This window comes from Sphingosinicella sp. LHD-64 (assembly GCF_031157375.1).
Taxonomy (GTDB): domain Bacteria; phylum Pseudomonadota; class Alphaproteobacteria; order Sphingomonadales; family Sphingomonadaceae; genus Allosphingosinicella.
This window is the reverse complement of sequence record NZ_JAVIFV010000001.1, coordinates 515,441-530,798: the sequence shown is the minus strand read 5'-3', so window position 1 is coordinate 530,798 and position 15,358 is coordinate 515,441. Positions and strand designations below refer to the sequence as shown.

Annotated in this window: 14 protein-coding genes; 4 read left to right on the top strand and 10 right to left on the bottom strand. The window is 67.9% G+C overall.

Going from position 1 to position 15,358, the window contains the following annotated elements:
* Positions 1–29: 29 nt before the first annotated feature.
* Complete coding sequence (locus RCO27_RS02585; RefSeq protein WP_309001075.1) at positions 30–1,289, bottom strand: hypothetical protein; 1,260 nt, start codon at positions 1,287–1,289, stop codon at positions 30–32.
* 131 nt (positions 1,290–1,420) lie between these two features.
* Entirely contained in the window at positions 1,421–1,681 is a 261-nt protein-coding gene (locus RCO27_RS02580; protein WP_309001074.1) for a hypothetical protein, read from the bottom strand.
* Between the two features lie 133 nt (positions 1,682–1,814).
* Here RCO27_RS02580 and RCO27_RS02575 point away from each other — a divergent pair, with 133 nt between their 5' ends.
* The gene (locus RCO27_RS02575; protein ID WP_309001073.1) at positions 1,815–3,344 is read left to right on the top strand and encodes a M20/M25/M40 family metallo-hydrolase; all 1,530 of its coding nucleotides are present in this window, start codon (positions 1,815–1,817) and stop codon (positions 3,342–3,344) included.
* An 11-nt stretch (positions 3,345–3,355) separates the two neighbouring features.
* Here the strand turns inward: RCO27_RS02575 and RCO27_RS02570 are convergent, their stop codons facing one another.
* The 4 genes from RCO27_RS02570 to RCO27_RS02555 all read right to left on the bottom strand — a co-directional run bounded on the left by RCO27_RS02570 (position 3,356) and on the right by RCO27_RS02555 (position 7,059).
* Positions 3,356–4,210, bottom strand: a complete 855-nt coding sequence (locus RCO27_RS02570) for a hypothetical protein (RefSeq protein WP_309001072.1) — start codon at positions 4,208–4,210, stop codon at positions 3,356–3,358.
* Positions 4,207–5,127: a cysteine synthase A gene (gene cysK / locus RCO27_RS02565; RefSeq protein ID WP_309001071.1), complete on the bottom strand. Its 921-nt coding sequence runs from the start codon at positions 5,125–5,127 to the stop codon at positions 4,207–4,209. Before cysK ends, RCO27_RS02570 begins: the two co-directional genes overlap by 4 nt.
* Positions 5,128–5,130: 3 nt before the next feature.
* Entirely contained in the window at positions 5,131–6,462 is a 1,332-nt protein-coding gene (locus RCO27_RS02560; protein ID WP_374990361.1) for an MFS transporter, read from the bottom strand.
* 144 nt (positions 6,463–6,606) lie between these two features.
* A complete protein-coding gene (locus tag RCO27_RS02555) occupies positions 6,607–7,059 on the bottom strand; it encodes a hypothetical protein (RefSeq protein WP_309001069.1) in 453 nt (150 codons plus the stop codon).
* 67 nt (positions 7,060–7,126) lie between these two features.
* Here RCO27_RS02555 and RCO27_RS02550 point away from each other — a divergent pair, with 67 nt between their 5' ends.
* The gene (locus RCO27_RS02550) at positions 7,127–7,597 is read left to right on the top strand and encodes a GxxExxY protein (RefSeq protein WP_309001068.1); all 471 of its coding nucleotides are present in this window, start codon (positions 7,127–7,129) and stop codon (positions 7,595–7,597) included.
* 315 nt (positions 7,598–7,912) lie between these two features.
* Here the strand turns inward: RCO27_RS02550 and RCO27_RS02545 are convergent, their stop codons facing one another.
* Positions 7,913–11,284, bottom strand: coding sequence for a UvrD-helicase domain-containing protein (locus RCO27_RS02545; RefSeq protein WP_309001067.1), 3,372 nt, complete (start codon positions 11,282–11,284; stop codon positions 7,913–7,915).
* A gap of 104 nt (positions 11,285–11,388) precedes the next feature.
* Here RCO27_RS02545 and RCO27_RS02540 point away from each other — a divergent pair, with 104 nt between their 5' ends.
* Positions 11,389–11,841 carry a nuclear transport factor 2 family protein gene (locus tag RCO27_RS02540; RefSeq protein WP_309001066.1) on the top strand — a complete coding sequence of 151 codons (453 nt, stop codon included), beginning with the start codon at positions 11,389–11,391 and terminating at the stop codon, positions 11,839–11,841.
* Between the two features lie 100 nt (positions 11,842–11,941).
* On the opposite strand, the gene RCO27_RS02535 is transcribed toward RCO27_RS02540, so the two are convergent.
* On the bottom strand, positions 11,942–12,229 hold the full coding sequence (locus RCO27_RS02535; protein ID WP_309001065.1) for a putative quinol monooxygenase: 288 nt from the start codon (positions 12,227–12,229) through the stop codon (positions 11,942–11,944).
* Positions 12,230–12,350: 121 nt separating this feature from the next.
* Between RCO27_RS02535 and RCO27_RS02530 the strand changes: the two genes are divergently transcribed.
* Entirely contained in the window at positions 12,351–13,619 is a 1,269-nt protein-coding gene (locus tag RCO27_RS02530; protein WP_309001064.1) for an MFS transporter, read from the top strand.
* 24 nt (positions 13,620–13,643) lie between these two features.
* Here the strand turns inward: RCO27_RS02530 and RCO27_RS02525 are convergent, their stop codons facing one another.
* A complete protein-coding gene (locus RCO27_RS02525; RefSeq protein ID WP_309001063.1) occupies positions 13,644–13,817 on the bottom strand; it encodes a DUF1508 domain-containing protein in 174 nt (57 codons plus the stop codon).
* Positions 13,818–13,874: 57 nt separating this feature from the next.
* Positions 13,875–15,332, bottom strand: a complete 1,458-nt coding sequence (locus RCO27_RS02520) for an AarF/UbiB family protein (protein WP_309001062.1) — start codon at positions 15,330–15,332, stop codon at positions 13,875–13,877.
* Positions 15,333–15,358: the final 26 nt, after the last annotated feature.

The window sequence follows — 15,358 nt, the reverse complement described above, 5'->3', positions numbered from 1 at the left end:
GACTAGGTCCAAATGAGAAACGTGGCGCGTCAGCCGACGGGCGGTTCGTAGCCGTTCCGCCTGAGATCGGCCTCGAACGCCTGCGCCGCCCCCGCGCCGGCGATTTCGGCGATCTTGGCAAGAAACCCGGCGGTCCGGTCCGGCGGGTCGCGGGCCAGCTCGCCGATGATCCGGTCCATGGCCGGCCGGCCGATCCGCGCCTCGAGGTCCCTCAGCAGAAGCGGACCCTTTGTGTAGATAGCGGCACCGCTCGGCCGCCCGCCGCCGAGAATCGGCCCGGTCTCGCGGCTCTCCCTGCGCAACGCGGCCAGCTCGTGCGGGGCCAGACCGTAACCGATCGACTCCAGATAGCGGCCGCTGACATAGCTGGCCATCGACTCGGTCATCCAATAATCCTCGGTGGTCGGGCCGCCCCGATACCACCAGGCATGGCCGAACTCATGAGCGACCAGCCCGGCAATGCCGCGCTCGTTGGGAGTGTTGCCGCCACGCTCGGCGACCACGACGTAGCCGCGCCGTGCATAGCCTGGGCCGGCCGCACGGCTGACGACCACCATGCGGACCGGCCGGTACGGCAATGGCCCGAACCAGCGTCGGAAATAGTCGATCGCCGCCGTGCCATGGCGGCGAAAGAGCGTGGCATGCGCCGTGCCCAGATCGCGGGCATAGACTTCGACGTCACCGTCGACGACGCGCGTCAACCCCCGCTCCGCGACCATTGCGAAGTCGACGTCCTGGATCTCGCGGCGGATCCTTACAACATCGCCGTCGCGATCGATCTGCCCTTGCGCAACCACCACCATATCGCGCGCGAGCCCGCTGATCCGCGCGTCGAGCGTGTAGATGAGGCCGAGGTCGTCGCGAAACGGCAGCCACATCGAATCGATGAACAATTCCACCCGATCGGGCGACGCGGCGACGACGGGTGAGCCGGATTGCGGGGGATTGAGCGGTCCCTCCCACCGGATCGTGATCCGCCGCGGCGGTGGACGACCGGTGCGGGTCCGAATCGTGACCGCCTGAAGACCCGGAAAGGGCGCCGTGGCCGGGCCGATTTCGGTTGATGTATCGGGCCCGGCATCGGCAGCGACGATCCGGAACCGCTCGCCGACGACGTATCGGCTTTCCGCAAGCGCCTGCTCGACCGGAAGATCGATGATCAGGCGCGCTGAAATGGTTCCCGCCGTCGGGTCGATTCGGGCCTCAAGATCATAATGCTCAGGAGCCGCCCCCGCTGCGGTCGCCGAGATCAGAGCGGCAAGCCCGGCCAGGGCCTTCAACAGTCCCATCGCTCGTCCTCCACTGGTAGAGGCTAAGAGCGATCAGTCGCGACTATCCGCCAGTGAGGATCGCGGCCGTCATACCGGATTCGTCACGCACCGGCTCGAAATCGCCTTTAGGGCTCGAGCCCAACCCGAGCCTAGTTGGTCGTCGCGTTCGTCGGCTGTGCCTGCTGCGGCGGCTCGATCCTGATGTCGGGAAGGTCGATCTTCGGGGTGACGACATTGACGCTCACATCGACCTTGTCGGTCTCGCCCTCGAAATAGCCGCCGAAGAAGAAGAACGCGATTGCGCCCACCAGAAACAGAAAGACGATGGCAATGATGACACCACTTCCGCCGCCGCCATTTCCTGTCTGGACAATGGTCGTTTCGCGCTCGATTGGCCGTTCGTCGTCCATCTGACGCTCCAAATTGGTTTCGGAGGCAGAACGCGGGCCCGGAGGGCGGGGTTCCGGAAGGTGCGGCCTGCACGGGCTGGACAGAGCCGTCCGCGGGTTGTTCTATCCGCCCCTCGCTCAACAGGGGAATGCCATGACCGACCGCCGCTCTTCGACCGATCGCCGCTCGCTCCTCAAGGCCGCAGCCGCCTCCGCTGCCCTGCTCGCGCCGGGTGCGGGACTTGCCCAAACGCGCCGCGACGGCGATCGCGAGGCGATCCGCCGGGCGGTCGACGCCGGATTCGACGAGTCCGTCCAGCGGCTGAAGGACTGGATCGCGCACCCCACGATCGCCGCCGAGCAACTCAACATCGAGCAGGGTGCCGATTACATGGTGCGGCTCGCCACGGACGCGGGCTTTACCGCTGTGCGCAAGGTGCCGACGGGCGGCGTACCGGCCGTGTTCGGCGTGCTCGATGCCGGTGCGCGGCGGACGATGGGCATCTATTTCATGTACGACGTGAAGCAGTATGACGCGTCCGAATGGACCTCGCCGCCGCTCGAGGGGCAGATGTTCGATCATCAGCTCGGCCGCGCCATCCGCGGCCGCGGCGCGACCAACCAGAAGGGACCCGAAAGCGCGTTCCTGGCGGCGGTCCATGCATTCCGGGCGGCGGGCAAACGGCTGCCGGTCAACCTGGTGCTGCTGGCCGAGGGCGAGGAGGAAATCGGTTCGCCGAACTTCCACAACGCCTTCAACGATCCCGAGGTTCTGGCGGCGATGCGCCGCGCCGAAGGCGTGATCATTCCGATGAACACCCAGGCCGCCAACGGCGCGGTGTCGATCGCGCTTGGCTCCAAGGGCATTGTCGAACTGGAACTGGTGTCGTCGGGCGAGCGCTGGGGCCGCGGGCCGGCGCGGGACATCCATTCGAGCCTCAAGGCGCAGGTCGACAGCCCGGTCTGGCATCTGGTGGAAGCGCTCAAGACGCTGGTGACCGACCATGGCAACACGCCGGCAATCGAGGGCTGGTTCGAGCACGTCCGCCCGCTCACCGATCGCGAGCGCGCCCTGATCGCCGAGTCGGCGCGCACCCGCAGCGAGGAGGAGGTGAAGCGCCAGCTGGGCGTCCAGCGCTGGATCGACGATCTGCCTTGGCGCGAGTCGCTGGAGCGCCTCGCGTCCCAGCCGACGGTGAACATCGAGGGCCTCGTGGCCGGCTATACCGGGCCGGGCGGCAAGACGGTGCTGCCGGCGCGCGCCGTCGCGAAGCTCGACCTCAGGCTCGTCCCCAACATGACCCGCGAGGATTGCGTCGCGAAGCTGCGTGCGCATCTCGACCGGCAGGGCTTCAACGACATCGAGGTCAATGTCAGCGGCGGCTACAATCCGACCGAGACCGCCGAGGACAGCCGGGTCATCCGGGCGCAGCAGGCGGTGTTCACCCGCGACAACGTCCCGTTCGCCCTGTTTCCCCGGATGGCAGGCTCATGGCCCGGGGTCACCTTCACCGGCGATCCGCTGCGCAAGCCCGCTGCGCAATTCGGCCTGGGTTACGGCAGCGGCGCCCACGCGCCGGACGAGTTCATGCTGATCGAGAGCAACACCCCCGCCGTCGCCGGCTATCGCGAGGCAGCGATGGGCTATGTCGACTTTCTCTACGAGATGGCGACGATCAGCTAGAGGGCGCTCGGTCAGAGGGCGCGGCCGACCGCTGCGGCGAAGGCCGCGCCCGCTCGCGCATCATGCTCGAGGTAGAGCTCGGGTTCGACCAGCTCGACCTCCATCAGGACCGGCCGGCCTTCCATGTCCCGGACGAGATCGATGCGCGCATAGAGCAGGTCCTCCTCGACGTGCGACAGGACGAGGTCGGCGGCGGCGATTTCGTCCGTGTCGGGCGTGTGGGCCGTGATGATACCGTCGAACTCCGGCTGGACGCGAAAGTCGCCCGGCTGGGGCCGTTTGCGGATCGCATGGCTGAACTGCCCGCCGAAATAGAGCAGCGAGATTTCGCCGCCCGCTTCGATATCGGGCAGATAGGGCTGGATCATCGCCGCGCGCTCCGGCGCGTCGTCGAGCGGGGTCCCCGGCGACCAGCGGATGGTGCGGTAGGCGCCGGCCGACACGGTCGGCTTGGCGATCAGCCGGTCGGTGCCGAACCGTTCGGCGGCGTCTTGCAGCGCCGCTTCGTCCACCTTGTCGACGAAGAGGGTCGGCACGATCGGCGCGCCCGCCTCCGCCAACCGACCCAGGTAGGCCTTGTCGGCGTTCCAGCGCAGCACGGCGGCGGGATTGCGCAGCCGCGCACCGGACGCTTCCAGGGCAGCGAGCCGACCCGCCCAGTCGCCGTCGCTGTGATAGCCCCAGGCGAGCAGCGGGAGGACGAGATCGCAATCCGAAAGGTAGCGGCCATTGGTCCAGTCGGAGGTTTCGACCCGCATTCCCGCCGCTTCGAGTGGTCTCGCGAGCCGGGCGAGCACCTCCGGCCAGCGTCCGCCGCCGTGGGCGCCGTCCGCGGCCGGAGTCAGGATCGCGATGCGCGGGCTCACTGTTCGGGCAGGAAATCCGGCACCGAAAGGTAGCGCTCGCCGGTGTCGTAGTTGAAGCCCAGCACGCGCTTGCCGGTGCCGACCTCGGCCAGCTTCTGCGAGATGGCGGCGAGGGTGGCGCCGGAGCTGATGCCGACGAGGACGCCTTCCTCGCGCGCGGCCCGGCGGGCCCATTCCTTGGCATCGCCCGGATCGACCTGGATGATCCCGTCGAACAGCGAGACGTCGGTGATCGCCGGGATGAACCCGGCGCCGATGCCCTGGATCGGGTGCGGGCCGGGCTCGCCGCCGGAGAGAACCGGGGAGAGGGTGGGCTCGACCGCGAAGACCTGCAGGTCCGGCCATGCCTTTTTCAGCACCTCTGCGCAGGCGGTGATATGGCCGCCGGTGCCGACGCCGGTGATGAGAATGTCGATCGGCGAGTCGCTGAAATCGCTCAGGATTTCCTGCGCGGTGGTGCGGCGATGCACTTCCAGATTGGCCGGGTTCTCGAACTGCTGGGGCATCCAGCTTCCGGGGGTCTGCTCGATCAGCTCCTGCGCCCGCGCGATCGCGCCCTTCATGCCCTTCTCGCGCGGGGTGAGATCGAAGGTCGCGCCATAGGCCAGCATCAGCCGGCGGCGCTCGATGCTCATGCTCTCCGGCATGACGAGGACGAGCTTGTAGCCCTTGACCGCGGCGACCATGGCGAGGCCGATGCCGGTATTGCCGGACGTCGGCTCGATGATGACGCCGCCGGGCTTCAGCTTGCCGGTCTTCTCGGCGTCCTCGATCATCGAGAGCGCGATGCGGTCCTTGATCGAGGCGCCCGGATTGGCGCGCTCCGATTTGATCCAGACCTCGGCGGGCCCGAACAGGCGGTTGACGCGGATGTGCGGCGTGTTGCCGATCGTGTCGAGAATGCTGGCGGCTTTCATGTCCTATCCTTTCTCGGTTTGCGGTTTGAGGCCCGCGACCATGGCGGGAAGCTCGACGTCGGGCTGGTCCTTGCCACAGGCCTCGTCGAGGAGTTCGGCGTCGGGGGGAACGAAGCGGTCGGCCTTGCGCAGGCTCGGGAACATCCAGGCGAACAGGCCGGTGACGGCGATGGCGAGCACGCCGCCGCCGACCACCGCGGTGACGGGGCCCAGGGCGGAGCCGGTGAGGCCGGCGCGGAACTCGCCGAGCTCGTTGGAGGCGGAGATAAACAGGCCCGAGACGGCGGAGACGCGCCCGCGCATCGCATCCGGCGTGTGGAGCTGGATCAGCGAGGTGCGGACATAGACGCTGATCATGTCGGCCGCGCCGAGCACGAACAGGCTGGCGAGCGACAGCCACATCCAGCGGCTCTCGCCGAAGACGACCGTGGCGAGGCCGAAGATGCCGACGCAGGCGAACATCTTCACCCCCACATGGCGCTTCAGCGGATAGCGGGCGAGGGCCAGCGCGGTCAGCGCCGCGCCGACCGCGGGCGCGGCGCGCAGCGCGCCGAGGCCTTCCGAGCCGACGTGGAGGATGTCGCGGGCATAAACGGGCAGCATCGCCGTGGCGCCGCCGAGCAGGACGGCGAACAGATCGAGGCTGATCGCGCCGAGCACGATCTTGTTGTCGCGCACATAGGCGAGCCCTTCGATGACGGCGCGCAGCGGACGCGACTTGCCGGCATCGCCGAGCGGGATCGGCAGGATGATCAGCATCGCGACCAGCGAGACCGCATAGAGCACGCCCGACGCCTCATAGGTGAGGCTGGTCGACAGCGCATAGGCCGCGCCGCCGAGCAGAGGGCCGGCGATCGCGCCGGTCTGCCAGGCGATCGAATTGAGCGCGATCGCACTGGGCAGCAGCGCCGGCGGCACGAGATTGGGCGCGATCGAGGAGAGCGCCGGGCCGGCGAAGGCGCGGCCGATGCCGAGGATGACGGCGACGACGAACAGGGGCACCAGGCTCATCGCGTCGAGCCAGACGAGCGCGGCGAGCGCGAAGGCGCAGAGCATCTCGGCGGCGAGGCAGAGGCGGACGATCAGCCGTCGGTCCACCCGGTCGGCGACATAGCCGGCGACGAGGACGAGCAGGAAGAGCGGCAGGAACTGGGCGAGGCCGACCATGCCGAGCCAGAAGCTCGCCTCGCGGATCGACATCGTCTCGCGGGCGATGTCGTAGACGTGGATGCCGATGACGACGACCAGCATCGTGTTCGCCGTCGTGCTCGCCAGCCGCGCCGCCCAGAAGGCGCGATAGTCGCGGTACTGGAAGGGCGACGTGGGCTGCATCAGTACGGCCCCTTAGGACGGCGGCGCGCGGGCGGCAACAAAGCGGTGCGGATTGGAGGATTGTGGTGCGCGAGGGCGCCGGGCGGGGAAGAATCTGCTCCCGGCGGGCGGATCGGCGGCAAGAAAGGTGACAAAGGTGCCGGCACGTCACGTCAATCCTGCGACGAACCGTTGGATGGTGGCGAGATCCTCCTGCGGCGAGGGCAGGGACGCGTCCGCCCGCTCGACGGCGCGCAGCGCCGCGATCAGCAGGCGATTGTCATAGACCGTCCGCACGCCGCGCTGGAGGCCGCCGTGGAAGACCGGGATTTGCGTGCCGTGGATGGCGCGCTCGATGCCGAGATCGAGGGCATGGGCGCGGCCCCGGTCGACCGCCGCGTCCCAGGCGCGGGCGAAGCCGCTCTCCGGCCCGGCGCGCTTCAGCAGGGCGTAGGCGGACTTGCGGCTCATCCCCACGCTCCGCGCCGCGGCGCCGACCAGGCCGAGCCCGGCAAGGGCGAGAATGAAGGCGCGCTGACGCTCCGGCGTCCACCCGTCGCGGCGCTGGCGGGCGGAGGGGACAGGATCGAAGGCGAGGTCGTCGGGGAGGGCGTCGTCCATTACGAGCTTATGATGGAGGGAGGGGCGTGTAGGAAAGTTCTTTCTTTGTTCTGGTGTCAGGCTTAGCGTGAAACCCCAATCGATCATTCAGGCGGGGAGGCTGGATTGGTTCACGCAAAGACGAAGGCGCGAAGAGGTCGGCGCGGATGTCGAACGGATCGCCTCTCTGGCGGTGGATTGCGGGTTCAGGATTCACGAGCGGCTCGGACCGGGCCTGCTGGAGTCAGTATATGAGGCGGTGCTTGCGCAGGGCCTTGCCCGACACGGGCTTTCGGTCGAGCGGCAGAAGCCGATCCCGATACGTTTCGACGGCCTTGTGATCGAGGAAGGGTTTCGGGCCGATCTTCTGGTCGAAGGCACTTTGCTGATCGAACTCAAATGCGCGGAGCGCTTCGCGCCGGTGCACGGGAAGCAGCTCCTCACCTATCTGCGTTTGATGGATCTGCCGTTGGGCCTTCTCATGAACTTCGGCGCCGCGACTTTTCGCGAGGGCATCAGGCGCGTTGTGAACGGGTATGAAGCTCATGCGCCTTTGTGAGGTGCTTCGGACCTCAGTTCTGCGGCGATGTGATGATAGTTTCACGCAAAGACGCAAAGACGCGAAGACGCAAAGGGGCTTCAGCCTTTCTCATCGCGAAGCGTATAATTTCAGAGCCTACAAAGAGGATGCCGGATTCGCCGGAAACGCGCAGCTTCAACGCTTCTCGGTACCTTTGCGTCTTCGCGTCTTTGCGTGAAATAGATCCGGCGTTCGAGCCGCTCGGGCGTGACCGGTTAGGATACGCGCAAAGACGCGAAGGCATGGAAAAGAAACGGAAGATTCCAGCTTTCGCTGGAATGACGTGAATGAGGGTTACGCCACACTCACGAAACTATCCAGCACCCGCTTCCGCCCCGAATGTTCGAAGTCGATCTCCAACTTGTTGCCCTCGATCTCCGCGACCTCGCCATAGCCGAACTTGGAGTGGAACACGCGCTGGCCGACCCGGATGTCGGTGCGGCCGGGATTGCCGAAGCTGACGGCGCTGGCCTTCGCCTCCAGCACGCGGCTGGCGTTCGGGTCGAAACGGCCTGACGCCGCGGCGCGTTGCCAGCCGGGGCCCCTCGACTGCGCTCGGGACAGGCCGCGGTCGGTGAGCGCGACACTGGCGAAGGGATCGGCGCGCTCCGACCAATTGGCGCGCCAGAGCGAGGCGCCGCCGGTCATCGTCGTTTCCTGATCGAGATGGGGCTCGGGCAGCTCGGCGACGAAGCGGCTCGGGATGCTTGACGTCCATTGGCCGTAGATGCGGCGGTTGGCGGCGTGCAATATGAAGCACTTGCGGCGCGCTCTTGTGATCGCGACGTAGGCGAGGCGGCGCTCCTCCTCCAGTGACGCATTGCCGCCTTCGTCGAGTGCGCGCTGCGAGGGGAAGACGCCTTCCTCCCAGCCGGCGAGGAAGACGGTGTCGAACTCCAGCCCCTTGGCGGCGTGGATGGTCATGATCGTGACCTTGTCCGCCTGCGGATCCGCATCATTGTCCATGACGAGGGAGACGTGCTCGAGGAAGGCGCCGAGATTTTCGTACTCCTCCATCGCGCGAGCCAGTTCGGCGAGGTTTTCGAGGCGGCCGGCGCTCTCCGCCGAGCGGTCGGCCTGGAGCATTGCGGTGTAGCCGCTCTCGTCGAGGACGAGGCGGGCGAGCTCGGGATGGGGGAGATCGTCGAGGCGGGCGCGCCAGCGGGCGAAATCGGTGACGAGGTTGCCAAGGCTGCGGCGGGCGGCGCCGGTCAGCTCGTCCGTGTCGAGGATCTGTGCGGCCGCCAAGGAGAGCGGGATGCCCTCGGCGCGGGCGAGGCTGTGGAGCTTGGCCACCGCCTTGTCGCCGAGACCGCGCTTGGGGACGTTGACGATGCGCTCGAAGGCGAGGTCGTCGGCGGGCTGGGCGATGACGCGCAGGTACGCGAGGGCGTCGCGGATTTCGGCGCGCTCGTAGAAACGGAAACCGCCGACGATGCGGTAGGGCAGGCCGATCGCGATGAAGCGGTCCTCGAACTCGCGAGTCTGGAACTGGGCGCGGACGAGGATGGCGGCCTGATCCAGGCGGCCGCCGCGGCGCTGCAGGCTCTCCAGCTCGTCGCCGACGCGGCGGGCCTCCTCGGGGCCGTCCCAGACGCCGATCACCTGGACCTTCTCGCCCTCGTCGGCTTCGGTCCACAGCGTCTTGCCGAGCCGCGTCGCGTTCTGGGCGATGAGGCCGGAGGCGGCGCCGAGGATGTGCGGGGTGGAGCGGTAATTCTGTTCCAGCCGGATGATCACGGCGCCGGGGAAGTCCTTCTCGAACTTCAGGATGTTCGAGACCTCGGCGCCGCGCCAGGAGTAGATCGAATTGTGGGTGACGATCCCGCCGGCGACGAAATTGTGGGTGCCTTCGACATCGATGTCATAGACCGCGCCGCCCCCCGCGACGGTTTCCACCGCGGTCACGACATCGTGCGTGCCGTCCGCGCAGGCGACCATCATGCCGGGGCGGACCTGCGCGGCGGGGCGCAGGGCGAGCGGCTTGCCGAGAAGATTGGCCTTGGCCTTGAGCTGGAGGTCGAAGCGCGTGGCGAGGAGCTTTCGAACGGAATCGAGCTTCGCCACGTCACGGTATAGCGTCTCGTAGCGCCAGTTCGCCGGATTGCGCTTGTACGGGCGCGGATTGAGGCCGAGCGCCGTGACGGCTTCCCGTCCCTCGGGATCGTTGCCGCTCAGCGAGATGCGGTGCATCGGCGTCGCGCCGCGATGCTCCGCATAGAGCGTCAGATTGAGCGCCGCGCGGCGGCCCGCGGCCGTTTGCGGAACGTGATGGGGATGCTCGAGTGACAGGCCATGGTCCTGCATCAACCGAAGCGCCTTCGCCTCGCTGTCGAGGCCCCGATGGAGGCGGTCGAGCCGTGCCTGGTCATGGACCAGCCCGTTCGTGCTCCCGCCTTTGCGTGCGACGAAGGGCAGGGTCGTGATCCCATAAGCGAGGCTGAGGCAATGCTCCCGCTCACGCGCGTCATTCTCGTTGTCGAATGCGTCGATCAGCCAAACGGCGTCGGCCCGTTCCTGGAGGCAGCGTTGCTTGAAGCCGATCACCGGCTTCAACTGCCCGCGCGTGTAGATTTGTGACGTGCCGAGCCGATAGCCAACATCGCGCTTCCACATCAGATACGTGAAATATTTCTGCGGACTCTCCGCCCGGATGAAATCGGCGAAGTGGGTATGCTCGGTGGTGCCGATGAGCTGGCGCCCGCCGGCGGTGCGCAGACGCACGAGGGCGGATCGGCACTCGCGGCGTGCGACACGGGCGACACGGGCGGGGCGGAAGTCGCCCGAACCGTGGCAGGAGAGGACGAGGTCGTCGGTCGTCACCGCCTCGATCGGCTTGAGCGAGCCATCCGCCATCGTCACTGGCGTGCCTTCCGCCAGGCACTGGTCATCGTCGCCGACGCAGCAGATGTTCTTGCGCTCCTGGGCGAGCAGGCGGAGCCAGAGATACTGGCTCTGGTTGGTGTCCTGATATTCGTCGACGAGGATATAGCGGAAGCGCTGCTGGTAGAGTTCCAGCACGTCGCGGTGGGTCTTCAGGATAACCAGCATGTGGAGCAGGAGATCGCCGAAATCGCAGGCGTTGAGATCGCGCAGGCGCGCCTGATAGAGTTTGTAGAGCTGCGCGCCCTTGCCGTTGGCATAGCCCTCCGCCTCGCCGGCATCGACCTGATCCGGCGTCCAGCCCTTGTTCTTCCAGCGGTCGATCATCCCGGCGAGCAGGCGGGCGGGCCAGCGTTTCTCGTCGATGTCGGCGGCGAGGATGATCTGCTTGAGCAGCCGGAGCTGGTCGTCGGTGTCGAGGATGGTGAAATTGCTCTTGAGGCCGACCAGCTCGGCATGGCGGCGGAGCATCTTCGCGCCGATCGCGTGGAAGGTGCCGAGCCAGGGCATGCCCTCGACCGCCTCGCCGATATGGCGGCCGACGCGCTCCTTCATCTCGCGCGCCGCCTTGTTGGTGAAGGTGACGGCGAGGATCTCGCTCGGCCAGGCGCGGCGGGTGGCGATGAGATGGGCGAGGCGGGCGGTGAGCGCCGCCGTCTTGCCGGTGCCGGCGCCGGCGAGGACGAGGACCGGCCCTTCCGTGGTCAGCACCGCCTCGCGCTGGGGCGCGTTGAGGCCCCGGAGATAGGGGGGATCGGGAAGCGGGGCGGGAGTCTGGCTCACCGGTGAACATCTAGGGAACGGCGGCGCCCGGGGCAACCGGTTGGGCGGGCGGGCTGGTCAGGCGGCGGCAAATGCGTCATCGCTGCGCGCGAAGGGAGAGGGGAATGACCGTGATCGCCGCCTGGCATGACTATGTGCGGCTGCGTGATCCGGCACTGCTCGACGCGCTGATCGCGGACGAGGCGGTGTTCGAATCGCCCGCCGTGCATCGGCCGCAGGAGGGGAAGGCGATCACCATCGCCTATCTCACCGCGGCGATGGAGGTGCTCGGCAGTGGCGACTTCCGCTATCTGGAGGAATGGCACGGCGAACGCTCGGCGGTGCTGGAATTCGCGACCGTGCTGGACGGGCTCACCGTCAACGGCGTCGATATCATCCGCTGGAACGCGGCGGGGCAGATCGTCCACTTCAAGGTGATGGTGCGGCCGGTGAAGGCGCTGAACAAGGTGATCGAGGCGATGGCGGCGGCGTTGCAGCAGCAGGCGGCTGATGCTCGCGTAGATGGTATCAACGTCAAGCTCCTTACCCTCTCCCCTTGGGGGGAGAGGGCAGGGTGAGGGGGCTCGGCCTCGGCGATGACCATCGGAATCAGAACCCCCTCACCCCAACCCTCTCCCCGCTGGGGAGAGGGAGTGATGTGCTGAATGTCGGTTGGCGTTAGGCGAACGGGTCCATCAGGAGGATGCGCGCCGGCTGCCGCTGGTGGGCGTTGATCTGCGGCACGAGGCGGGTGAAGTGCTCGGTCTTGCAGTGGGCGTCGAGCGCGGCGCGATCGGGCCATTGCTCGACGAAGATGAAATGGCCCGGATCGGCCTGGTCGACGAACAGGTCGTAGGACATGCAGAGCGGCTCCTGACGGGTCTGCTCGACCAGCTCGCGGTAGAGCGGCGCGACCGTTTCGACCTGTTCCGGCTCGATGAAATCCTCGGCGATGACCTTGAGCATGGGCGTCCTCGATGGGTTAGGGCAGGCGAACAAATATGGAACACGTGGGCGCGATGCAAGCGGCGCTTGACCTCCCCCGGCGCGGCGGGCACCGGAGGCGCAAAGAGAGCCGGGGAGGACGATGGCGAATCCGATCAGGGCGAGCGCCCGGGTGCTGACGGCGAGCCTGGTCGGCACGTCCGTCGAATTCTACGATTTCTACATCTACGCGACGGCGGCGGCGCTCGTGTTTGGGCCGCTTTTCTTCCCGGCCGATTCTCCGTCGGTGCAGCTGCTTGCCTCCTATGCCAGCCTCGGCGTCGCCTTCGTCGCGCGGCCGGTCGGGGCGTGGGCGTTCGGCCATTATGGCGACCGGATCGGGCGCAAGTCGACGCTCGTGGCGTCGCTGATGCTGATGGGCGGATCGACCCTGCTGATCGCCTTCCTGCCGACCTACGAGACCGCCGGCTGGCTGGCGCCGCTGCTGCTCTGCATCCTGCGCTTCGGGCAGGGATTCGGGCTGGGCGGCGAATGGGGCGGGGCGGCGCTGCTCGCGGTCGAGAACGCGCCGCCGGGCTGGCGCGGGCGGTTCGGGATGATGCCGCAGCTCGGCGCGCCGGTGGGCTTCATCGCCGCCAATGGCCTGTTCCTGATCCTCGGCCTCTCCATGACGAGCGAGCAGTTCTTCGCCTGGGGCTGGCGGATCCCGTTCCTGCTGTCGATCGTGCTGGTCGGCCTCGGTCTGTGGGTGCGGCTGAAGCTCAGCGAAACGCCGGCCTTCGCCCGGGTGCTGGAGGAGGGACCGCCGCCGGCGGTGCCGCTCGCCGAGCTGCTGCGCAAGCACTGGCTGGTGACGCTGGGCGGCACGTTCGGCGCGGTCGCCTGCTTCGCGGTCTACTATCTCGCGACGGCGTTCGCGCTCGGCTACGGGACCACGACGCTCGGGATCGACCGGCAACTGTTCCTGTCGATGCAATTGGGCGCGATCTGCTTCATGGCGGTCGGCATCGTGCTCGCCGGCTGGTTCTCCGACCTGTGGAGCTCGACCCGCGTGCTGTCATGGGGCTGCGTCGCGTCGGCCGTCGCCGGCGTGCTGCTGGCGCCGACGCTGGTATCGGGGTCGATCCCGGCGATCTTCGCGGGGCTGAGCTTCGCCCTGTTCGTGATGGGCTTCGTCTACGGGCCGCTCGGCGACTGGCTGCCGGGCCTCTTCCCGGCGCGGGTGCGCTATACGGGGGTCAGTCTCGCCTTCAACGTGGCGGGGATCCTCGGTGGCGCGCTGACGCCCATCGCGGCGGTGTGGCTGGCGGAGCAGGGCGGACTGATCTGGGTCGGCCTCTATCTCGCCGCGGCCTCGTTGCTGAGCCTGCTGGCGCTGATCGCGCTCAGGAAGCGCGGGCCGGCGGACTGACGCACAGTCCGCCGGCGTCGCGGATCATTCCTCTTCGGTCGGCGCGCCGGGGCCGTTCTTCTGGATCGATTCGATCGCGTTCACGGCATTGGCCTTGGAGCTGTAGCCCTCGGTCCAGAAGATCGTCTCGCTGTTATACTTGAAATAGGCGACATACTCGCCCGCCTTGTTCTGCTTGATCGTGAACTTGTGGGCCATGGAAGAACACTCCCTCCCGGTTGTTGGGCAGGTCCGTGCTAACATGGGTTAGCGGGATCAGGAAAGCAGGATCGCGCCGGCGATCATCGCGGCACCCGCCAGCACGGCGACCGGCAGGGTCCGGTCCGGCCGTGGCGGGGGCGGTGTCGGGTCGGTGAGACGTGTCGTTGCCGCGCGGATCAGGCGGGGCAGGTTGTCCTCGACTGTGGCAAGCTCCAGCATCAGGCTGCTCATCCGGTCGCGGACCGCGCCGGGCGAGAGGCGGGCACGCATCGCCATCAGCCAGGCGCGGCGCGTGGCGGCAGTGAGGTCGAAGTCGGGATCGATCCGGCCGAGCACGCCGTCGAGGGTGATCAGCGCCTTGAAGGTGAGGACGAGATCGGCCGGCATGGCCAGCGCGTGCTGGCGCAGCAGCGCCATGATGTCCTCGACGACGCGGGCGAGGATCAGCCGGCCCTGGCCGTGGCGTTCGACGAGGCGGGCAGCGGCGGCTTCTACGGCGGCGCGGTCGACATGCTCGGTCCAGTTGCCGAGCAGGTCGGCGAGCCGGTCGGGATCGCGGCCGGTGATCGACTGCACGAAGCCCAGCAGCTCCTCGCGGCGCTTCGGCGAGACATGGCCGACCATGCCGAAATCGAGCAGAGCGATCCGGTCGCCCGGCTGGCCGAGCAGGTTGCCCGGATGCGGATCGCCGTGGAAGAAGCCGTCGATCAGCACCATCTGCAGCACCACCTCGGCGCCGAGCGCGGCGATGGCGGCGGGATCGATGCCGGCGGCGGTGAGGCGTGCGGCGTCGCTCATCGGCACGCCTTCGACGAAGTCCATGACCAGCAGGGTCTCGCTGCTGAGCTCCCAGTGGATGTCGGGGACGATCAGATTCGGCCGGCGCGCAAAATTGGCGCGGAAGCGATCGGCGTTGCGGCCCTCCTGGGTGAAGTCGAGTTCGGCCAGCACCGCCTCGGAGAGCTGCGCGACGATCTCGCGCGGGCGCAGGCGCGCGATCGACGGCTTGGCCTCGATCGTCCGCGCCATCGCGGCGATGAGCCGCAGATCGGCCTCCATCAGCGGGCGGATGCCGGGGCGGCGGATCTTGACCGCGACGTTGCGGCCGTCAGCGAGGCGGGCGCGGTGGACCTGCGCGATCGAGGCGGCGGCAACGGGTTCGGCCTCGAATTCGGCGAAGACGGCTTCCGGCGCGTCGCCGAGCGCCGCTTCGACGGCGGGGCGCAGCTCCTCGAACGGGAGCGTGGGCGCGGTGCTGTGCAGCTTCTCCAGCTCGACAATCCAGTCGGGCGACAGCAGATCGGAGCGGGTGGCGAGAATCTGGCCCAGCTTGATGAAGGTCGGGCCCAGCGCCTCGATCGCAAGGCGGGCGCGTTCCGGCGTGCCGGGCGCCTCATCGCCGCCGCGGCCGAGGCGGGCGATCAGGCTGTCCAGGCCGAAGCGGCCGAGCACGGCGGTGATCTCGGCCAGCCGCTTGCGGTCCCGCGCGGCGACGATGAGGTTCTCGAACATGACGGGGCAGATAGGGTGCGCCGACC